The 20853-nt window shown below is 70.6% G+C and carries 18 protein-coding genes; 7 read left to right on the forward strand and 11 right to left on the reverse strand.

Features of this window, described 5'->3' with window-relative positions; all coding sequences use genetic code 11:
* Window positions 1-286: 286 nt before the first annotated feature.
* Entirely contained in the window at window positions 287-1993 is a 1707-nt protein-coding gene (locus tag VF092_10625) for a helicase HerA-like domain-containing protein (protein HEX6747734.1), read from the forward strand.
* A gap of 132 nt (window positions 1994-2125) precedes the next feature.
* On the opposite strand, the gene VF092_10630 is transcribed toward VF092_10625, so the two are convergent.
* Window positions 2126-2512: a hypothetical protein gene (locus tag VF092_10630; protein ID HEX6747735.1), complete on the reverse strand. Its 387-nt coding sequence runs from the start codon at window positions 2510-2512 to the stop codon at window positions 2126-2128.
* Window positions 2513-2763: 251 nt separating this feature from the next.
* Window positions 2764-3114: an MmcQ/YjbR family DNA-binding protein gene (locus VF092_10635; GenBank protein ID HEX6747736.1), complete on the reverse strand. Its 351-nt coding sequence runs from the start codon at window positions 3112-3114 to the stop codon at window positions 2764-2766.
* Between the two features lie 159 nt (window positions 3115-3273).
* Here VF092_10635 and VF092_10640 point away from each other — a divergent pair, with 159 nt between their 5' ends.
* Window positions 3274-3732 (forward strand): hypothetical protein, encoded by a 459-nt coding sequence (locus VF092_10640; GenBank protein HEX6747737.1) that lies wholly within the window; start codon window positions 3274-3276, stop codon window positions 3730-3732.
* A gap of 385 nt (window positions 3733-4117) precedes the next feature.
* On the opposite strand, the gene rpsU is transcribed toward VF092_10640, so the two are convergent.
* The 6 genes from rpsU to VF092_10670 form a co-directional block, all read right to left on the reverse strand.
* A complete protein-coding gene (gene rpsU, locus VF092_10645) occupies window positions 4118-4324 on the reverse strand; it encodes a 30S ribosomal protein S21 (GenBank protein HEX6747738.1) in 207 nt (68 codons plus the stop codon).
* Between the two features lie 249 nt (window positions 4325-4573).
* Window positions 4574-5386 carry a helix-turn-helix domain-containing protein gene (locus VF092_10650; protein HEX6747739.1) on the reverse strand — a complete coding sequence of 271 codons (813 nt, stop codon included), beginning with the start codon at window positions 5384-5386 and terminating at the stop codon, window positions 4574-4576.
* Window positions 5379-5666, reverse strand: coding sequence for a hypothetical protein (locus VF092_10655; GenBank protein HEX6747740.1), 288 nt, complete (start codon window positions 5664-5666; stop codon window positions 5379-5381). Before VF092_10655 ends, VF092_10650 begins: the two co-directional genes overlap by 8 nt.
* Before the next feature lie 108 nt (window positions 5667-5774).
* Complete coding sequence (locus VF092_10660; GenBank protein HEX6747741.1) at window positions 5775-7337, reverse strand: YifB family Mg chelatase-like AAA ATPase; 1563 nt, start codon at window positions 7335-7337, stop codon at window positions 5775-5777.
* A gap of 303 nt (window positions 7338-7640) precedes the next feature.
* Window positions 7641-8570 carry an alpha/beta fold hydrolase gene (locus VF092_10665; GenBank protein HEX6747742.1) on the reverse strand — a complete coding sequence of 310 codons (930 nt, stop codon included), beginning with the start codon at window positions 8568-8570 and terminating at the stop codon, window positions 7641-7643.
* Window positions 8571-8586: 16 nt separating this feature from the next.
* Window positions 8587-9177, reverse strand: a complete 591-nt coding sequence (locus VF092_10670; GenBank protein HEX6747743.1) for a TetR/AcrR family transcriptional regulator — start codon at window positions 9175-9177, stop codon at window positions 8587-8589.
* 159 nt (window positions 9178-9336) lie between these two features.
* On the opposite strand from VF092_10670, the gene VF092_10675 reads away from it, so the two are divergent.
* The 4 genes from VF092_10675 (at window position 9337) to VF092_10690 (ending at window position 16583) form a co-directional block, all read left to right on the forward strand.
* A complete protein-coding gene (locus tag VF092_10675; protein HEX6747744.1) occupies window positions 9337-10251 on the forward strand; it encodes an NAD(P)-dependent oxidoreductase in 915 nt (304 codons plus the stop codon).
* Between the two features lie 15 nt (window positions 10252-10266).
* Entirely contained in the window at window positions 10267-10488 is a 222-nt protein-coding gene (locus VF092_10680; GenBank protein HEX6747745.1) for a hypothetical protein, read from the forward strand.
* Window positions 10489-10766: 278 nt separating this feature from the next.
* The gene (locus VF092_10685) at window positions 10767-14297 is read left to right on the forward strand and encodes an alpha/beta fold hydrolase (protein ID HEX6747746.1); all 3531 of its coding nucleotides are present in this window, start codon (window positions 10767-10769) and stop codon (window positions 14295-14297) included.
* A 3-nt stretch (window positions 14298-14300) separates the two neighbouring features.
* On the forward strand, window positions 14301-16583 hold the full coding sequence (locus VF092_10690) for a c-type cytochrome (GenBank protein ID HEX6747747.1): 2283 nt from the start codon (window positions 14301-14303) through the stop codon (window positions 16581-16583).
* A 216-nt stretch (window positions 16584-16799) separates the two neighbouring features.
* Here VF092_10690 and VF092_10695 read toward each other — a convergent pair whose 3' ends face one another.
* Window positions 16800-17459 (reverse strand): phenylalanine--tRNA ligase beta subunit-related protein, encoded by a 660-nt coding sequence (locus tag VF092_10695; protein HEX6747748.1) that lies wholly within the window; start codon window positions 17457-17459, stop codon window positions 16800-16802.
* A gap of 192 nt (window positions 17460-17651) precedes the next feature.
* Between VF092_10695 and VF092_10700 the strand changes: the two genes are divergently transcribed.
* Window positions 17652-18806 (forward strand): aminotransferase class V-fold PLP-dependent enzyme, encoded by a 1155-nt coding sequence (locus VF092_10700; protein HEX6747749.1) that lies wholly within the window; start codon window positions 17652-17654, stop codon window positions 18804-18806.
* A gap of 100 nt (window positions 18807-18906) precedes the next feature.
* On the opposite strand, the gene VF092_10705 is transcribed toward VF092_10700, so the two are convergent.
* Together VF092_10705 and VF092_10710 are read right to left on the reverse strand one after the other, a co-directional pair.
* Window positions 18907-19653 carry a carboxypeptidase regulatory-like domain-containing protein gene (locus VF092_10705; GenBank protein ID HEX6747750.1) on the reverse strand — a complete coding sequence of 249 codons (747 nt, stop codon included), beginning with the start codon at window positions 19651-19653 and terminating at the stop codon, window positions 18907-18909.
* 382 nt (window positions 19654-20035) lie between these two features.
* Entirely contained in the window at window positions 20036-20770 is a 735-nt protein-coding gene (locus VF092_10710) for a carboxypeptidase regulatory-like domain-containing protein (protein ID HEX6747751.1), read from the reverse strand.
* Between the last annotated feature and the right edge of the window lie 83 nt (window positions 20771-20853).

Raw genomic sequence — 20853 nt, forward strand, 5'->3', positions numbered from 1 at the left:
CTCCTCCTCGGGAGAAGAGGGATCAAACAACTTCCAAACCCAACAAACCCGCGCCCGATCATCCCTGGCGCAAGCAAGGAACCTTTCGCCGGACATTTCTAAATCAACCAAACCCCGGACTTTTCTAAATCAACGAGACACGCGCCGCGTTCACTTTCGCGGCGGGGACGGGAGAACGCTATCTTCCCGCGCCCGGGGGAGCGCGGACGGCGCGGCACGGGGCCTGCCGCCGTCCGCGCACGCGATCTCCATCCCCCTGAATCCAGAACCCGCATCGCCCGCGAGCATGGATCCCAAGGTCATCGAAGCGGCGCGCGCCGCCTTTCCCCCGTCCGCCGGCACCGTCACGCTGGGCGCGGTGGTGCACGAGGGCCAGTGCGCGCCCGAGCCTCTCATCCACCTTCCCCTGTCGATGATGAACCGCCACGGCCTGATCGCCGGGGCCACGGGAACGGGGAAGACCAAGACGCTGCAGCTGCTGGCCGAGCAGCTCTCCGCCGCCGGCGTGCCCGTGCTGGTGAGCGACGTGAAGGGCGACCTGAGCGGCATCGCCGCGCCGGGCGAGGGCGGCGACCGCGTCTCCCGGCGCGCGGCGGAGACGGGGTTCGCGTGGCAGCCGGCCGGCTTCCCCGTCGAATACCTGTCGCTGACGGGAAAGCTGGGCGCGCAGCTCCGCGCCACCGTCTCCTCCTTCGGCCCCCTCCTGCTGGCCCGGGTGCTGGGGCTGAACGAGACGCAGGCCAGCGTGCTGACCCTGGTCTTCAAGTTCTGCGACGACAAGGGCCTGCTCCTGCTCGACTTCTCCGACCTCCGCGCCGTGCTGCGCTACCTGGCCGACGAGGGCGCCGACGAGCTGAAGGAGTACGGGGGGATGAGCAAGCAGACGGTGGGCGTGCTGCTGCGCGAGATGGTGGAGCTGGAGGAGCTGGGCGCCGAGGACTTCTTCGGCGAGCCGGAGTTCGATCTCGACGACCTGATGCAGACCACGCCCGACGGCCGCGGCCTCGTCTCCGTGCTGGAGCTGCGCGACGTGCAGGACCGGCCGGCGGCGTTCAGCACCTTCATGCTGTGGATGCTGGCCCGCCTCTACGGCCAGCTCCCCGAGCTCGGCGACGTGGAGAAGCCGAAGCTGGTGTTCTTCTTCGACGAGGCGCATCTCCTCTTCGACAACGCCAGCAAGACGCTGCTGCAGCAGATCGAGCAGACGGTGCGGCTGATCCGCTCGAAGGGCGTGGGCGTCTTCTTCGTCACCCAGAGCCCCAAGGACGTGCCGCCCGACGTGCTGGGGCAGCTGGGCCACCGCATCCAGCACGCGCTGCGGGCGTTCACGGAAGACGACGAGAAGGCGATGCGGGCGGCCGCGCGGACGTTTCCCAAGACCCAGCTGTACGACATCCAGGAGACGCTGACCACGATGGGGATCGGCGAGGCCCTGGTCAGCACCCTCTCGCCCAACGGCGTGCCCACGCCGCCCTTCGTCACCCGGATGGTGCCGCCCGCCAGCCGCATGGGCCCGCTGACCGAGGCCGAATTGCAGCAGCACCTGGCCGCGTCGCCGCAGGTGGCCGAGTACGCGCAGGACGTCGACCGCCAGAGCGCGCGGGAGATGCTGGAACAGCGCGTCACCGGCGCCGCGCCGCCCCCGCCGCCGGTCTCCGCCGGGCCGCCCCCGCCGCCGCTCCCCCCGGTGCAGCCCGGCACCGCGCAGATGGGATCTCCGCCGCCGCTCCCCAGCCAGCCGGGGGTGCCGCCTCCGCCGCGATACCAGTACGAGCGGCAGGCCGCGCAGGAGGCCGCCAGCCCGCCGGCCTACAGCTACCGCCCCGAGCCGGCGCGGGGCCGCGGCCGCGCGCCGAAGGAAGACCCGGGCGTGTTCGAGCAGGTGATGAAGTCGCCCGTCACGCGCTCCGTGGCCTCGCAGATCACCCGCGGGCTGATGGGCGCGCTGCTGGGGACGGGAAGGCGCCGCCGCCGCGGGGGCCTCTTCGGCTAGGGAGACCGGAGGAGGGGACGCGGACGCCACGGCGGATGTGGTGCCGCTGCCTCATCTGCGGAGACGACGAAGCGGGCGGCCGTGGTGGCCGCCCGCTCTTGTTCGTGCGCGGATGGGCCGTCGCCGCGGGAGCTACGAGCCGGGGTCGACGGGCTTCCAGCGGCCGCCGTCGCGCGCGTACTGGTACATCTCCAGGCTGCTCCAGCAGCTCCGGCGCGCGCCCGAGCCCTCGCAGCGCGTGACCTCGATCATCACGGCGGGCTGGTTGGCCACCATGTGCATCCCGCGCGTCCCCACCTCCATCGGCTGCGTGGACGCGGCGGGTCGGGTGAGGCGCCCGCTGGCCGCGATCTCCCGCGCCACCAGCGAATCGAAGCGCGAGACGGGCGCAGTCAGCTCCACCGGGATCCCGCGGGTGTCCGACAGGATCTCGGAAACGACCGTGGCCGCGGCCGCGCGCGCCAGCGACGCCGAGTCGGCGGCGTTCAGCGCCTGCGCGGCTGCGTTCGTGTGCAGCATTGCACCAGAAACCAGCACGATGGCGAGGGCGATGCGGTACGTACGAGGCCTTTCGACGCGGGTTGCCACTTCAACGCAGCCGGGCGATCAAATCCCCTGCGATCCAACCTATCTCGTTCGCCTGCTTCAAGATCTGCTACCTTCAGACGGCTCAGTCGCACTGCATGAACCGTGCTCCTGCGATCCGCCTTCCCGCCCGCCGGTTTTCGGTGAGCCGCGCCGCCGTATCCGGTCGCACTGGACGGGAGATGTCAGACCTGTGCCTGCAGCCGCTTCGGCGCCACCATGCAGTACGCGTCCAGCACCAGCGACGCGATCTCTTCGTCGCTCGCGCGGGCGATCATGATCCCGATCCACCCCTTCACGCCCACGTACGGCGGCACGAAGTACTTCTCGGGCTCGGTGCGGACCAGGTGCTCCTGCACGCCCAGCGGCGCGTTGCACCACAGCGCGATCCGGCCGTCGTTGTGATGGTTGCCGGCGAACATGGCGAAGAGCTTCTTGCGCACCCGCCACGTCGGCTCGCCCCAGGCTACCTGCTCCGTGGCCTCCGGCAGCGCCAGGCAGATACGCCGCACCCTGCTCAGCTCGTCGTCGCTCATCGCTCGCGTCGGGTTGGAGATGATGTCCCGCGAGCAACGATAATCGGGTCCGCGACGTGCTGCACGGGAACATCGTGCGGCCGGTCGTCCAGCGGGCGATCGACCGGTGGGGCAGGGGGAGTTCGAACTGCAGGTGAACCGATCAGGCAGGAGATTCGAGTGCGAACGGTGCGCCGGCTGGGTGCGATGCTCGCCCTCGCGGTCGGGGGGATGACGGACGGCGCGGCGGCGCAGCTGACCGATTCCGTGCAGGTGTCGGTCGCCGTGCCCGCGACGGTGCGCGCGGGGCGGCCGGTGCCCATCCGCGTGAGCCTCACGAACCGGCTGGACCGCCCCGTCACGCTGCGCGTTCCGCCGAACCAGCCGCCGGACTGGCTCGTCCGCGTGATCGCGGGGGGCGGCCTGGTCGTGTGGCTGCGCCGCGACTTCGATACCGGCTTCCAGCGCGGCGTCCTCACGCTGCCGCCGCGCGCGAGCGTCGTCCGCACGATCGTGTGGGACCAGCGCGACATCGAAGGGCGCCAGGTACCGCGCGGAGTCTACCGCGTATGGGTCTTCTTCTACGCCCCCACCCTCCCGCGCGGCCGCGCCGCCGAAGCCGGCCTGCGCATCCGGTGAGACGGGCGACCGGAACGGAGGTGCCCGAAGGACCCGCCTCCGACGCTCCGCGTTGAACCCAGGTACGCGGCGACCGGCAACGAATCCTCCGGACACTTCCGTCTTGCCGCCTTCAAATTGCGGAGTTGCGTCGGCTTCGGGTGTCGGGAGAATCGCACCGCATTCGAGGGATGGCCGGAGATAGCGAGTGGGGAGATCAGCGACGGGGGATCAGGCTTCGCGAGCGGGGATCGACGCGTCGCAGGACAGCGCGATTCATCCGTCGCTGTGGTCGATTCGGGAATGGAGCGGGGGATCTCTCGGATGGGCGCACGAAACAGCACCGGGGGCGCGGCTGGACGCCGCCCCCGGTGCTGTGGTCATCGATGGGTCCTGAGTGCCGCGGCTAGAACTCGCCGCGGCGCGCGCGCTTGCGGTCCTTGTGCCGGCGGCGCTCGGCGGCCTTCGCCTTGGCCTTGCGCGCCTCGCTCGGCTTCTCGTAGAAGCGCTTGCGGCGCATGTCGCGGAACATTCCCGAGCGAAGCATGCGGCGGCGGAACTGCTTCAGCGCCCAGTCCAGGCGATCGGTTTCCGCGAGCTGAACCTCGACCACGATGATTCCTTCCGTAAAGGCGAAAACAGGGACGACTCGCCTCGGCCGCGGTGTCTCCGCGCGTCCAGGCGGGCGTCCTCCAACACTTCGATCAGGGGCCGGTGCGCCCAACGACCCACCGCGCACCGCGCGAGAAGACGATCAATCTAGCGAATCTCGGCGAAAATACCCAGCCCCACGCACGACCAGGACAGAAAGGCGCCCTCTCGAGCGCCCTTCCGCTGCCCTCGGCCGACGGCAGATCTGCCGTCAGTAGCTCCGCAGCTCGTCGACGGTGACACCCAGCCGCGCCGCGATGGCCGCGAGCGTGGCGGCGTGCGGCTTCTGGATGTCGCCGCGCTCGATCCGCCCGATCTCCTTGCTGGAGATGCCGGGAAAGTCCGACTGGCGGAGCCCGCGGAAGATGCGGAGCCTGCGCACCGATCCCCCGATCGAGCGGTCCAGCCCGAGCTCGCGCGCCCTGGCCCGCTTCCGGTACTCGGGGTCGAACTCGTAGAGGATGGCGCTGGCCGCCGCCTCGTAGCTGCCGAAGCGGACCGTCTGGCCGTAGTCGCCCACGCCGAAGTCCGAAAAGTCGGGGGCGGTGCCGCCCCCCGGCCGCTGGAACCACGCGAACGGGACGATGAGCGGCTCGAGGGTGCCGCGGTACAGCACCACCACGCCGCTGGCCGCGTCGACGGCCACGCCTGCGAGATAGTCGCCCGCGTCGGGCGCGGCCAGCACGTCCACGAGCTCCTCCGTGGGCAGGAGACGGACACCCTCGGCGGGCGCCAGGATGCGGCGGAACAGCTCCGGATACACGGCGCGCTGCGCCGAGGAGAGCGGTTCCAGCACGACGACGCTCTGGCTGCGGAGGGCGCGGCGCGCGCAGCGGTCGGTGCCGAGGAACGACACCAGCGGCAGCAGGTCGTCGGCGCGCGGCGCCACCCACAGGTGCTCGACCAGGCAGTCGCCCACCGCCGCCCGGATCTGACCGCGGGTTTGGACCCGCACGGCCCCGAGGCCGGAAAGCGCCTCCGCACCTTCGCGCTCGGGGCCGAGCAGCAGGATTGCATCATTCATCGTGGTCCTCGCTCGCTCCTACCGGATTGCGTGGATGCGCCGCGTCCCAGCATTCGACGAGGAGCGGCAGCCTGCCCACGGCGAACCCGACCAGATCCGCCGGGACGTCGCGCGGGTCGGGGTCCCTGTCCATGAACTCCCGCCTGCGCAGCCCGAACCTCCACATCGCCCGTTTGTGGATGAAGTTGAAGTGAGGCTCCTCGCCCCACTCGCGGTCCAGGATTTTGATCTTCCATCCGCCGCTGGCCCATGGCTCGGGCGCCTCCAGTGCGAACGCCACCGGGTTCCTTCTCGCGTCTCGACGCGGGCTCAGGTTGAATATATGTCTCCTTTAACATTTTTTCAAGAAGGGACATTTCTTCCCTTCAAAACCATCGAGTTCGTCCGCTCACCCGGACGCCGCTGCGGCTGCTGCGGCGGCGCTGGCGCGGTCGAGCGAGCGGTACTGGATGGCCTCGCTCACGTGCGCGGTGGTGATGTCGCCGCCGTCGTCGAGGTCGGCGATGGTGCGGGCGATCTTCAGCACGCGGTGATAGGCTCGCGCGCTCAGGCCCAGCCGCGTGATGGCCGTGCGGAGCAGCGCTTCGCCGCCGTCGCCGATCTGGCAGTGCTCGCGGAGGTCGCGCGCGCCCATGTGCGCGTTGGCGTGCGCGTCCGCGCGGTCGCCGAAGCGCGCGCGCTGCACCTCGCGCGCGCGGGCCACGCGTTCGCGAATGGCCTCGCTGGGCTCGCCCGCGCGGCGGTCGGAGAGGTCGCGGTAGCGCACGGCCGGCACCTCCACGTGCAGGTCGATGCGGTCCAGCAGCGGCCCGGAGACGCGGCCGAGGTAGCGCTGCACCGCCTGCGGGGCGCAGGTGCAGCGGCGCTGGGTGTCGCCGTGGTGGCCGCAGGGGCAGGGGTTCATGGCCGCGACGAGCATGAACCGCGAGGGGTAGGTGAGGGAGACTGCCGCGCGGCTGAGGGTGACCCGGGCGTCCTCGATCGGCTGTCTCAAAACCTCGAGGACGTTGCGGCGGAACTCGGCGAGTTCGTCGAGGAAGAGCACGCCGTGGTGGGCGAGCGAGACCTCGCCCGGGCGCGGATGCGGCCCGCCGCCGATCAGCCCCGCGTCGGAGATGGTGGTGTGGGGATTCCGGAAGGGCCGCGTGGCGACGAGCGCCTTCGTGCCGCCGAGCAGGCCGGCCACGGAGTGGATCTTCGTCGTCTCCAGCGCCTCCTCGAAGGTCAGCGGCGGGAGGATGCCCGGGAGGCGCTGCGCGAGCATCGTCTTCCCCGAGCCCGGCGGGCCGACCATGAGGATGTTGTGCGCGCCGGCCGCGGCCACCTCCAGCGCGCGTTTGACGTGCTCCTGCCCCTTCACGTCCGCGAAGTCGAGCTCGGCGAGCGACGCGGCGCGGAACAGCGCCTCGCGGTCGATGGTGGTGCGCGGCAGGTCGGCCGAGCCTTCGAGGAAGTGGACGATCTCCTTCAGCGTGCCGGCGCCGCGCACGTCGAGCCCGTCCACTACCGCCGCCTCGGCCACGTTGTGCGCGGGGAGCACGATCCCCCGGAACCCCGCGTCCCTGGCGGCGATGGCCAGCGGCAGCGCGCCGCGCACGGGGCGCAGCGCGCCGTCCAGCCCCAGCTCGCCGACCATCATGTACTCGGCGAGGCGGTCGATGGAGCGCATCTGCGCCGAGCCGGCCAGCATCCCCACGGCGAGCGGGAGGTCGAAGGCGCTCCCCTGCTTGGGGACGTCGGCGGGGGCCAGGTTGAGGGTGATGCGGCGCGGTGGGATGTAGAACCCGCTGTTGGCCAGCGCGGCCTGGATGCGGTCGCGGGCCTCCTTCACCGCGCCCTGCGGCAGGCCCACCATGAAGAAGGCGGGGAGGCCGCTCGATACGTCGGCCTCGATGGTGACCAGGAACGCGTCGATTCCCAGCACGGCTGCGGCGGTGACCGTGGCAAGCATGGGCGGGCTCCAGCGTGGCGGTACATGATCGGAGTGTTCATGGGAGGGCCGAATGCTAGCGTGTCATGTTCGGTCTGTCAACTTCGTGTCTTCTGCGACCCGAGAGGTGCGCATTACGCCCGTGGAATCAAGGAAAATCCCCGGTTGGAGGTGCCAACCGGGGTCGTCTGTGGCCCGAATTCAGCGCCTGCGCGGCGGCCCGCCGTAACAGAGGAAAAAATTGGGCTCACGCAGAGTCAGCAGGGTCAGCAGTGAACTAACCGCTGACCCTGCTGACTTTGCGTGAGCCCTTCTGTTCTGGGATCAGTCGCCGTCGGTGCCCGTCGCCAGGCGCACGGCGGGCACGGTGACGCGACGGGCGCCGCGGCGCAGGCCGTCGACGAAGCGGACCGCGCGCACGATCGTCTCCGGGTCCGCCAGCATCCCGCGGTGGCCGAGGCCGGGCGTCTCGACGACCTCGCAGCCGCGCCACGCCGCGGCGATCTCCCTCGCGTGCTCGTGGTACGGCGCCTCGGGGTCCGCCGGGTCATGCACCAGCAGGGCGGGGACGGCGGTCCCGCGCGCCACCCGCCGCACGTCGAACGAATAAACGTCGCGCCCGACGATGCGGTTCAGCTCGCGCGTCAGCCCCGCCATCCGCCCGCGCGGGAGGCCGATGAAACGCGCGAAGCGGTCGGCGAACGCCATCGGCGCCACCACGGGCGCCAGGAGCACGGCGCCGCGCGGCTCCACGCCCTCGTCCAGCGCCAGCGCGACGGCCGCCGCGCCCATCGAGTGGCCGACGACGGCGTACGGCTGGCCCAGCAGCCCCACGATCCCCCGCAGCGCGCGCAGCCACTCTGCCATCGAGGTGTGCCGCCGCCCGTCGTCGCCATGGCCGGGGAGCTCCAGGAACACCGCGCGGTATCCCGCCTCGGCCAGCGCGCCTGCCAGCGGCGCCATGTCCGCCGCGCCGCCCGCCCAGCCGTGCGCCAGCAGCACCATCGGCCCCGCGCCCCAGCTCCAGGCGGGAACGCGCAGCCCGTCCATCTCCAGCACGAAGGGGCGGGAGATCACGCCGGCGGCCGACTCCGGCGGCGCGGGCACGGGGCGGCGCCGGCGCTTCGGCGTCAGGAAGAGCCGCGCCGCACGCCGCTCCGTCCACCGCGGCGCCACGCGCGAGGCCGTGCCGAAGAAGAGGTGCAGGAGAGTACGACCGGTCGTGCTTTTCTGAGTCGCTCGGCGTGCGGGCATGGTGCTCCTCCTGCGGTCAGGGTGATGGGGATCGGCTCGCGGCGGCCGCGTCCGCGCGGACGGACGCCAGCAGCGCGTCGAATGCGCCGTGCGCGCGCGCTTCGGCGTTGCGGTCGCCCAGCACGCGCTGCACGTGGTTGTAGGTCAGGAAGATGCCGTGCATCTGGAAGGCGAACAACTCGGGATCGGTGTCCGCGCGGAAGTGGCCGGCGTCGATGGCCAGCCGCGCTGCGCCGGCCAGCGCCTCGAACCAGCGGCGCTGCTGGGCCACCAGCGCGTCGCGCGCGGGGCCGGGGCGGTCGTCGAGCTCCGCGCCCAGGTGCACGAACACGCATCCGCCGGGAAGGCTCTCCTGCCCCGTCCATTGGAGCCACCGCTCGAACAGCGCGCGGATCCGCGGCTCGCCGCGCGGCGCGGTGAACGCCGGGCGCACCACCATCTCCGTAAAGCGCTCGGCCGCCTCGTCGATCACCGCCAGCTCCAGCTGCTCCTTGGAGCGGAAGTGCGCGAACAGCCCGCTCTTCGACATCCCCACCTCGTCGGCCAGGCGGCCGAGACTGAGCCCCTCCAGCCCGTCGATGCTGGCCAGGCTCAGCGCGGTGGTCACGATCCGTTCGCGGCTCTGGTTTCCCTTTCCCATAGACGGTAGTATACGACCGGTCGTGCTATTCTGCAATACTGTCACACGGCGGGGGCGAATCTCGTCTCGAAGGCGGCCCCGGCCCGCATCCGACTGTCACTGAAATTCCGAGAAGGAGATCGGGAGATGCGCATATTCGTCACCGGCGCGACCGGTGTGGTGGGGAAGCGGGTGATCCCGCAGCTGATCGCGCTCGGCCATGAGGTCACCGCCGTGGCGCGGACGACGGAGAAGGCGGTGCGGCTGAAGCGCGCCGGCGCCACGCCCGTGGTGCTCGACCTGTTCGACTCCGACGCCGTCGAACGCGCCGTGGCGGGGCACGAGGTGGTGATCAACCTGGCGACGCACATCCCGTCGTCGAGCACGAAGATGTTCCTCCCAGGCACTTGGCGCGAGAACGACCGCGTGCGCCGCGACGGCTCGCGCATCCTCGTCGACGCGGCCATCGCGGGCGGGGCGACGCGCTTCATCCAGGAGGCGTTCGCGCCGCTCTACGCCGACGCGGGCGACCGCTGGATCGACGAGGCGTCGCCGGTGAAGCCCGCGCGCTACAACCGCACCTCGCTCGACGCGGAGGCCTCGGCGCACCGCTTCACGGGAGACGGGCGGCAGGGCGTGGTGCTCCGCTTCGGCGCGTTCTACGGGCCGGACGCGATGCAGACGGTGGACTTCGTGAAGTTCGTGCGGAAGGGGCGCTTCCCGCTTCTCGGCGCGCCGGACGCGTACGTCTCGTCGATCTCGCACGACGACGCGGCGGGCGCGGTGATCGCCGCGCTCGGCGTGCCCGCGGGGCTCTACAACGCCACCGACGACGAGCCGGTGACGCGGCTGGAGTTCGCGCGGGTGATCGCCAACGCGCTCGGCGTGCCCGTGCCGAAGCTCTTCCCGCGCTGGGTGGCGAAGCTGGCGGGGTCGCTGGGCGAGCTGCTGTCGCGTAGCGAGCGCATCTCCAACCGCAAGCTCCGCGAGGCCAGCGGCTGGACGCCCAGGTACCCCAGCGTCCGCGAGGGCATTCCGGCGACGATCCGGGAGATGAAGTAGCTGCCCTGAGCTCGCGTGGAGCCGCGGCGGAGATCGACAGGGGCGAGACGACGGATCTTCGCGCAGTGGGGCGGGAGAGGGCCGCCGCTCGAGGGCGGGCCGCTCGCGCGGTGGCGCGGCTGGGCCGCCGACGTGCGTGGCGAAGGCGTGGACGCCGGCCACTTCTTCCCCGAGGAGGCGCCCCGCGAGACGGCGGATTCGCTGCGCCGCTTCTTCGCCGCGGACGTGCCGCAGTGAGCGCCGGAAACTGATGCAGTCTCCCCGGCGCCATCCACTCGTTCCGCGGCGGCGCAGGCGGGAGATCGGAGGGTGATTCTGCTACATCCTTTCGTCACAAAAGGTGTTGACAGGGGGTGATTCCCCACGCATCATACCCTGTCGCGCCCGATGTTTCCCCACACCCGGCGCAACTCACCGTTTCCGCACCACGTTCCGCAAAGATTTTCCCCGTCCCGACCCCGCTGCGGGACTTCCCCGTTTTCCCTCCATCGCCGCACACACGGCAGGACCGCCGCATGGACCGTCTTTCCCGTCCCGTCGAGCAGATGCGCGACCACTACGACGTGGTGGTCGTGGGATCCGGCTACGGCGGAGGCATCGCCGCGTCGCGCCTGGCGCGCGCGGGCCGCAAGGTCTGCCTCCTGGAGCGTGGCCGCGAGATCCAGCCGGGCGAGTACCCCGACACCCTTCCCGAGGCCGCGCACGAGATGCAGGCCCTGCTGAACGAGGGGCACGTGGGCAACCGCCTGGGGTTGTTCGATTTCCACGTGCACCCCGACATGAGCGCCCTGGTGGGGTGCGGCCTGGGCGGCACCTCGCTGATCAACGCGAACGTCTCCATCGTCCCCGACGAGCGGGTGTTCGCGCAGGCGCGCTGGCCGGCCGAGCTGCGCGACCGCTCGGTCCTCGACGAGGGGTACCAGCGCGCGTGGAAGATGCTGCGCCCCAATCCGTATCCCCCCGGGGGGACGAAGGGGTACCCGCCGCTCCCCAAGCTCACGGCGCAGGAAGTGTCCGCCGCGTACCTCAAGAAGATCCATCCCGACCAGCCCGCCGAGTTCCGCCGCACCGACATCAACGTGAACTTCACGGTCGACGGCCCGAACCACGTGGGGACGATCCAGAAGCCGTGCAACAACTGCGGCGACTGCGTGAGCGGGTGCAACGTCCGCGCGAAGAACACCACGCTGATGAACTACCTCCCCGACGCGCGCAACCACGGGGCGGAGATCTTCACGCAGTGCGCGGTGAAGTACGTGGAGAAGGAGCCCGACGGCACCTGGACCGTGCACTTCGACTGGGTGGGGAGCGGCCGCGGCGAGTTCAAGGCGCCCGAGCTCTTCGTCCGCGCCGACGTCGTCGTCATCTCCGCCGGCACGCTGGGGTCGACGGAGATCATGCTCCGCTCGCGGGCGAAGGGGCTGCCCGCCAGCGACCGCGTGGGCGACCACTTCTCCGGCAACGGCGACGTCCTGGGCTTCGCCTACGACTGCAAGGACAACATCGACGGCATCGGCTACGGGCACAGGAAGCCCAAGGCCGACCGGCCGTGCGGCCCCTGCATCACCACCGTGATCGACCGGACCAAGACGGCGAAGGTGGAGGACGGGTCGATCATCGAGGAGGGCTCGATCCCCGGCGCCATCGCCGACCTCCTTCCCGTCGCGTTCGCGGCGGCCGAGGCGGCGGTGGGGCAGGAGACGCACGCCGGCGTGCACCACAAGCTGCGCGAGATCGAGCAGACCATCGAGAGCATCGTCCTCGGCCCGCGCGTGGGCGCCGACCGCAAGACGCAGACGTACCTGGTGATGGCGCACGACGGCAGCGACGGGCGCCTGGTGCTGGAGGACGACCGCATCCGCATCCGCTGGCCGGGGGTGGGAAAGAAGCCGGTCTTCCAGTCCATCAACCAGGAGCTCAAGGAGTCCACCGAGCCGCTCGACGGGTGCTACATCGAGAACCCCGTCTGGGCGCCGGCGCTCGGCTCCAACCTGATCACCGTGCACCCGCTGGGCGGCTGCGTGATGGCCGACGACGCGTCGCAGGGCGTGGTGAACCACAAGGGCCAGGTCTTCAGCGGCTCGACGGGGACGGCGGTGCACGAGGGGCTGTACGTGACCGACGGCTCCGTCATCCCCACCTCGCTGGGGGTGAACCCGCTCTTCACCATCTCCGCCGTCTCCGAGCGCAACGTGGCGCTGCTCGCGGCGGACCGGGGATGGACGATCGACTACGCGCTGCCGTCGCAGAAGCCGGCGGACTGGCAGGAGCCGAAGCCCGGGATCCGCTTCACCGAGACGATGAAGGGGTTCTGGTCGCGCACGGCGGGGCTCGACTACCAGCACGCGGCCGCGGAAGGGAAGACGGCCGGCGACCGGCTGGAGTTCACCCTCACCATCCAGAGCGACGACGTGCAGGCGATGATCGAGGACCCGGCGCACCGGGCCACGATGATCGGCACGGTGATCTGCCCCGCGCTGTCGCCGAAGGCGCTCGCCGTCAGCCAGGGCGAGTTCCACCTGTTCGTGGACGACGCGCAGCAGGCGGGCGCCAAGCAGATGATCTACCGGATGGTGATGCGGAGCGAGGAGGGACGCGCCTGGTTCTTCTCCGGCTTCAAGGAGATGACCGACGGCTCGGCCATCCACGCCTGGCCGCAGACGACGACGCTCTACGTCACCGTCCGCGACGGCGACAACGAGGCGGCGCCGGTGCTGGGGAAGGGCGTGCTGACCATCGCTGCGGCCGACTTCGCGCGGCAGATGACCACGATGAAGGTGACCAACGCCTCGTCGTTCAAGGAGCGGCTGAAGTGGATGGAGAAGTTCGGCCGCTTCTTCGCCGGCAACCTGTGGGACCAGTACGGCGGCGTGGTGGGCGCCTTCACCCACCTGGAGTACGAGGAGAGCCCGCGCAAGCGCCGCCCGCTGCGGGTGGGCGCGCCCGAGGTGCACGACTTCTGGACGGAGGACAGGGTCAAGCTGCGCCTCACCCGCTACCGCGGCGGGGCCAAGGGGCCGGTGATCCTCTCGCACGGGCTGGGCGTGTCGAGCCTGATCTTCTCGGTCGACACCATCCAGACCAACCTGCTCGAGTACCTGTACGCTCAAGGGTACGACTGCTGGCTGCTGGACTACCGCAGCAGCATCGCCCTTCCCGAGGACGCGCGCCTCCAGTCCACCGGAGACGACGTGGCGAAGTACGACTATCCCGCCGCGGTGGCGACGGTGAAGAAGGTGACCGGCGCGCCGAACGTGCAGATGGTGGCGCACTGCTACGGGGCGACCACGTTCACCATGGCCATGCTGGGCGGCCACCTGGGCGACAGCGTGCGCTCGGCGGTGATCTCGCAGATCAGCACCAACGTGAAGACGCCGGCGCTGACGGCCATCAAGTCGGCGATGCACCTGCCCAACGTCCTCCAGGTCTTCGGCTTCAAGACGCTGACGGCGTACACCGACAAGCGGGAGAGCTGGATCGGCAAGCTGTTCGACCGCTTCGCCGCCATGTACGCGTACTTCGTGGCGCAGGGGCGCTGCCACGACCCCGTCTGCCACCGCATCAGCTTCCTCTACGGGCCGCTGTACAAGCACACCACGCTGAACCCCGACACGCACAACGTGCTGCACGAGATGTTCGGGCTGGCGGCCATCGCCCAGTTCAAGCACCTCGCGCTGATGGTGCGGAAGAAGAAGGTGGTGGCGGCCGACGGGAAGGACGTCTACTTCCCCAACCTGGAGCGGATGGCCATCCCCATCGAGTTCGTGCACGGGGCCGAGAACCGCTGCTTCCTGCCGGTCAGCACCGAGCTGACGGTGAAGAACCTGTCCGCGGCCAACGGGGCGGAGCTGTACAGCCGCCACGTGATCCCCGGCTACGGCCACATCGACTGCATCTACGGCGAGGACGCGGCGAAGGACGTGTATCCGCACATCCTCGCGCACCTGGAGAAGACCGCCACCCTCCCCGGCGCCACGGTGGAGTTCGCGGCGATCGCCACGCCCGAGGCGGCCACGCCGGGCGAACCCGAACCCGCGGGGAACTGAGCCATGAGCCGATCCGAGAAGCTGCTCGGCTGGGCGGTGGGGCTGGGGACGCTGCCGTACGTGCTGTTCGGCGCGCTCTCGGTCTTCGCGCCCGACTTCCTGAGCGTGATGCTGGGCGTTGAATGGGTGGAGTTCAGCTACGTGTGGGTGGCCAACCTGGGGATGCTGGCGCTGGTCTGGGCGCTCTTCTCCTTCCCCGTGGCCGGGCGGCCCGACCAGTACCGCTGGCAGGTGTGGACCTTCACCCTGGGCCACCTCCTGCTCGCGGCGTACTGGGGCGTGGCGATCCTGTCGCCCACGCGGCACGTGTTCCGGCTCTTCTTCGCGGTCGAGGCGGTGCTCTTCGTTACGCACGCCGTCCTGCTGTTCTTCGCCCCGGCGGGGCTGAAGCCGACGCCGGCGAACATCAAGGCGGAGCTGGCGGCGCTCAAGCAGTCGCGCCAGGGCGAGAACACGGCGTGGAAGTGGTTCCGCATCGTCACCTGGGTGGGGATCACGACCAACGTGGCGCTGTTCATCGTCCCCGCGCTCTTCTTCAAGGGGTTCCTGGCGGCGCAGCTGGGGGCGGGGCAGACCATGTTCTCGCACGTGTGGCTGAACGTGGTGGCGGTGATCCTCCTCTCGCTCACCCTGGCCTACGTGGCCACGGCCATCGGGCCGAAGCGGAACCCGGCGATGCCGCTGCTGATGGCGCTGAACCGGGTGGCGGTGGGGATCTTCTGGTACAACGTGTTCCGCACGCCGTACCAGTCGGCCTACCTGGTGAACTTCCTCTCCGACTTCGGCTACGGGGTCATCCTCCTGGTCCTCCTGGCCCTGGCCTACCGCGCGGACAGGCACCCCGTCTGGCAGGCGCTGTCGGGGATCAAGCCGCTGGCCGCGTCGGTGCTGACCGTGGTGGCCATCGGCGTGCTGGGGACGGTGGCGGTGGGGAGCGAGGTGCGCCCCGCGCAGCAGGCGGGCGGGGTGCAGGGCGACTCGCCGCTCGACCACTACAAGCACGGGGCGATCGGGATGAACCCGTCGGCCCGGGTGCCGCTGTACGTGTGGGAGGTGCTGCCCACGCTCTTCCCCGACCTGCTGCCGCAGAACGGCCGCCCGGGGATGGAGGCGCTGGGGCTGCTGTACGAGGAGGGGAACCCGCTGCCGATCGGCTTCGCGCGGCACGACTCGGGCTTCCCCGCGGTGGAGCCGAACTGCTCGCTCTGCCACACGGGGAGCTACCGCGCCGCGGTGGACAGCCCGCAGCGCATCATCCCCGGCGCGCCGGCGCACCTGCTGGACCTGCAGGCGATGCAGCGCTTCCTCTACGGCGTGGCGGGCGACCCGCGCTTCACGGCCGACAACCTGATCGCCGCGATCGAGAAGAACCACCCGCTGTCGGCGGCGGAGAAGCTGCAGTACCGCTACGTGATCCTCCCCATGACGCAGAGCTCGCTGCTGAAGCAGAAGCGCGACTACGCGTGGCAGAACAGCCGGCCGGTGCAGGGCCCGGGGCGGACGGACACGTTCAACCCGACGAAGATCAACGTCTTCCACATGCCGGACGACGGCACGATCGGCACGGTGGACCTGCCGCAGATCTGGAACCAGGCACTGCGCCGCAACCTGTGGCTGCACTGGGACGGCAACAACAACCGGCTCGAGGACCGCAACCTCGCCGCGGCGATGGCCGTCGGTGCGACTCCGCGCTCGGTGATCCTCCCCAGCTTCCAGCGGGTGTTCGACTTCGCGCTGGAGCTGAAGCCGGCGCCGTATCCGTTCCCCGTCGACCGCGCGAAGGCCGCGCAGGGCGAGGCGATCTACCAGCAGAACTGCAGCAGCTGCCACTCGTTCGGGGCGCCGAAGGTGGGCCAGGTGACGCCGATCGAGGAGATCGGCACCGACCGCCACCGGCTGGACTCGTTCACGCAGGGGCTGGTGGACCGCTTCCACGCGGTGGAGGAGTATCCCTTCCGCTTCCAGGCGTACCGGAAGACGCAGGGCTACACCGACACGCCCATCGACGGGATCTGGGCGCGCGCGCCGTACCTGCACAACGGCTCGGTGCCCACGCTGTGGGACCTGCTGCAGCCGCCGGCCAACCGCCCGAAGTCGTTCTACACGGGCTTCGACGTGTACGACCCGGTGCACGTGGGGTACGTGACCACCGGGCCGGATGCGGAGCGCGGCGGGTGGAAGCTCGACACCACCGTCCCCGGGAACGGCAACCAGGGCCACACCTACGGCACGCAGCTCACCGACGAGCAGAAGTGGGCGCTGATCGAGTATCTGAAGACGTTCTGACCGAAGTGCCCAGTGCCTAGTGCCTAGTGCCCAGTGCCCAGGAACTCAGCGCGGTTCCTGGGCACTGGTGCGTCAGGGAGGTAATCGAGGGGCCGCCAGCCGGTGAGGCCCTCACCCGAAAAAACGAAGAGCCGAGACAAAACTGCCGTCTCGGCTCTTCGTTTTTTCGACCTCTCCCAAACTGATGGGAGAGGTAACTGCAACAGCAACAGATTCTTACGAATCTCCGACGAACCACGTCTCCACGTCCGTCGCGCCGCAGTGGCGGCGGAGGAGGGTGGCGAGGAGGGCCATCGCGGGCTCCAGGCTCGCGCGGCCGGTGACGCCGAAGACGACGGCGACGACCTCGCGCGTGTCGCCGGTGACCATCGTGCGGAGGCTGTCGCTGGTGGGGCTGCCGAACGGGCCGGCGGCGTCGGCGAGGACGGGGAGGCCGTCGAGGTTCAGCTGCTCCTTGCCGATGCCGTCGTACGCCTCGCCCGGCGCGCCGCGGCGCAGGGTGACGGGCGGCCGCACCTTCGCCGCGTCGTACAGGCCGATGGGCAGCAGCGTGCGCAGGGAGACCAGGTTGACGACGTCGACCACGTTGTGGATGCGGTACAGCTCCTTTCCCGCGCGCGAGCGCCGCAGCAGCGCCTCGGGCGAGCCGCGGTAGCGCGACGGCTCCTTCCCCAGCCGCCTGTACATCTCGCGCGTGGCGGCGATCGCCGGGCGCGCGGGCGGCTCCGCCGGGTCGGCGATCGCCTCGCGCGCGGCGTCCTGCATCTCCGCCCAGAGCGCGTCGCTGCCGGGCTCCGTGCGCACCGCCGCGCGCGCGCATCCCAGCACCAGCCCCGGCGCCGCCTCGGCGATCCGCGCATCGATCCTGATCTCCATCATCCCCCATTTTCTTGAAAGAATGGCCTCTCACGGAGGGCACAGAGGACACGGAGAACCATCTCGTCCTCTGTGACCTCCGTGCCCTCTGTGAGAGAATCTGCAGTTCTCCGTCTCCGCGACGCCAGCGGGATTGCAGCGGGGCGGGGGAGGGCGAAGATTCACGCATCACCCTTCAGCCGGGGCCTCGACATGCCGAGCTGCCAGCGCGAGCTGTTCCATCTTCCCGAAGGGCTGCACTACCTCAACTGCGCGTACATGGGCCCTCTGCTGAAGTCCGTCGAGGCGGCGGGCATCGCGGCGGTGCAGCGCCGGCGCGACCCGACCAGCATCACCGCCGCGGACTTCTTCACCGACTCCGACCGCGCGCGGGGGCTGTTCGGGCGGCTGGTGAACTGCGCGGCCGAGCGCGTGGCCATCGTTCCCGCGGTGTCGTACGCCGCCGCCGCCGTCGCCAGGAACCTGGACCTTCGCGCGGGGCAGAACGTGGTCGTCGCGCGGGCGCAGTTCCCCAGCAACGTGTACGCGTGGCGGCGCCTCTGCGCCGAGGCCGGCGCTACGCTGCGCATGGTCGATCCCCCCGACGCCGTCCACGGACGAGGCGAGGCTTGGAACGCGCGGCTGGTCGAGGCGATCGACGGCGGCACGGCGCTGGTCGCGCTCGGCAACGTGCACTGGGCCGACGGCACGCGCTTCGACCTGGAGCGCATCGGCGCCCGCGCGCGCGAGGTGGGCGCGCTGCTGTTCGTCGACGGCACCCAGTCCGTCGGCGCGATGCCCTTCGACGTGGCCGCGGTCCGGCCCGACGTGCTGGCGTGCGCGGGATACAAGTGGCTGCTGGGACCGTATGGCCTGGGCGCGGCGTACTTCGGCGAGCGCTGCGACGGCTGGGCGCCGCTGGAGGAGACGTGGATGGGGCGGCTGGGAAGCGAGGACTTCACCGCGCTGGTCGACTACGAGGACGAGTACCAGCCGACGGCCGCGCGCTTCGACGTGGGCGAGCGCAGCAGCTTCGCCAACATGCCGATGCTGATCGCCGCGCTGGAGCAGGTGCTGGCGTGGACGCCCGCCGCGGTGCAGGAGTACACGCGCGAGCTCACCCGCGACCTGATCGCCGCCGCGCGCGGGCTGGGCTGGACGGTGGAGGACGAGCCATGGCGCGGCGCGCACCTGTTCGGCCTGCGCGCCCCCGCCGGCGCCGACACCGCGCGGCTGCAGGCGGCGCTCAGCGAGCGCCGCGTCTCCGTCTCCCTCCGCGGCGACGCCGTCCGCGTGGCGCCGAACGTCTACAACACGCCCGACGACTGCACCGCCCTGGCCGACGCGCTGCGGGCCGCGGCGGGGTGATCATCCTCCTGCAGCTGCCGGTGAGCATGGTATGATCACTCGGAAAAAAGCAGGGCCGCGCCGGGATTCCGGCGCGGCCCTGCGATCTTCGGCGATGGCCTCAGCTCACCACCAGCGGCAGCGGATGGAAGTTGTGGTTCGCGGCCCACTCCAGGAACCAGCGCGTGTAGACGCGCACCTGCTGGCCGCCGCCGTACACCTCCACGCGCGCCACCTCCTCGGGGCGGTACGTTGCCAGCACGCCGAGTCCGTCACCCCAGCGGACCTCGTCGACGTACACCACCGGCTGCGCGGGGCGCCCGCGCAGGCTCACGCAGTCGGACCCACCCGATCCCCCGGCGGAGATGCCGACGCACTGCACGCGGCTCAGCCCGGCACGGACCAGCAAGAAGTCGCGCATGTCGCGCGCGGCCGAGTTGGTGATCTCGCGATCCGTCATCAGCCGCGCGCTGCCGCCGAACGACCGCCGCCGCGACTCGAAGCGGTTCACCGTCGCCGTGATGGCCGCCAGCCGCACGGGGTCGCGCCGCAGCGCCAGGTTCACCGTCGCCGACCCGCTTCCCAGCGTCACCGGCTGCGCCTCCACGCCGTAGCCCAGCGCCGTGGCCCAGATCACCCGGTCGCCCTGCGGCACGCGGCGCAGCGTGAAGCGGCCCTGCACGTCGGTCATCACCTCGCGGTCGTCGTCGTCCACGTGGATGAACGCGCCGGCCACGGGCTGTCCATTGTCTGCGTCGGTCACCTGTCCACTCACGGTGACGCGCTGCGCCCGCGCGGGGCCGGCGGCGAGCGCCACGGCGGCCAGGGCGGCCGCGCAAGCGATGTTGTACCAGCGGGATGCGTTCATCGGAGAGGCTGGTGGAGGGTGATGCGTCTCACTCGGTCGGCGGGATAGAGGTGCACGGCATGTTCCGGATTCGCCCCGATTCCGCGCCATGCGACGAAGTGTGACCGTGGCCTGCATCCCGCGAACGTCTGCCGCCGCGCGGCGCCCTCACGGATGTCATCCTGAGGGCGCGGAGCACTGGAGTCGCGTTCATACAGAACTTTGCGCGCCCGAAGGATCTTGCATGGCGGGCCGGATGTTTGCCCGGAGGAACCGGAATCTCCCGCGGGTCGAGTAGATCCTTCGGTCGGCGCCAGATTTCGGTGCGGGCGAGAGTTCGGTGCGGCGCCTCTCTCAGGATGACACCAGAGGAGTTCCGAAGCCGGAGGTTCTGCAACACCCTTCAGTATCCGGAGATGAGGATCGGCCAAGGCTGGTAGTTGTGCTGCGCGGCCCACTCCATGAACCAGCGCGTGTAGACCCGCACCTGCTGGCCGCCGCTGTACACCTCCACGCGCGCCACGTCCGCGGGCCGGTAGTAGGAGAGTATGTCCAGCCCGCCGAGCCACCTCACCTCGTCCACGTAGACGACCGGCTGCGACGGCCGCCCGCGGATGTTGACGCAGTTCAGCCCGCCGCCGCGCGAACCGCCGCACGCCACGCGATAGAGCCCGGCGCGCGCCTCGACGAACTCGCGCATGTTCGCGGCGCCGCTGGTGGCGATCTCTCCCTCGTTCATCACCCGCGCCGAGTGCGCGTACGCCCGCCGCCGCGCCTCGAAGCGGTTGACCGTGGCGGTGATCCCCTCCAGCAGGATGGGCGCGCGGTCCAGCACCAGGTCCACGCCGGGGGCGCCGGTCTCCGTCACCGTCACCGTGCCGGCGGACATGGCGTAGCCCAGCGCGTTCGCCCACACCGTGCGCTCGCCGGGGCGCACGCCGCGCACCGCGAAGTTGCCCTGCGCGTCGGTGACGGCCACGTGCTCCTCGTCGCCTACCTTCACGATGGCGCCGGGGATGGGCTCTCCGGTGCCGTCGGTCACCTGCCCGGTGACGGTGACGCGCTGCGCGTGCGCGGGGACGGCGGCCAGCGAGAGGGCGGCCGCGCAAGCGATGATGTGCCAGCGGGATGCGTTCATGGCCGGGGAGAGTGAGGGGTGCGTTGCGATAAGGGCCCGCGGATGAAGGAGCACGGCGTGATCTGGTTGCGCCTCGCTCCCGA

This window comes from Longimicrobium sp., assembly GCA_036377595.1.
Classification (GTDB): Bacteria; Gemmatimonadota; Gemmatimonadetes; order Longimicrobiales; family Longimicrobiaceae; genus Longimicrobium.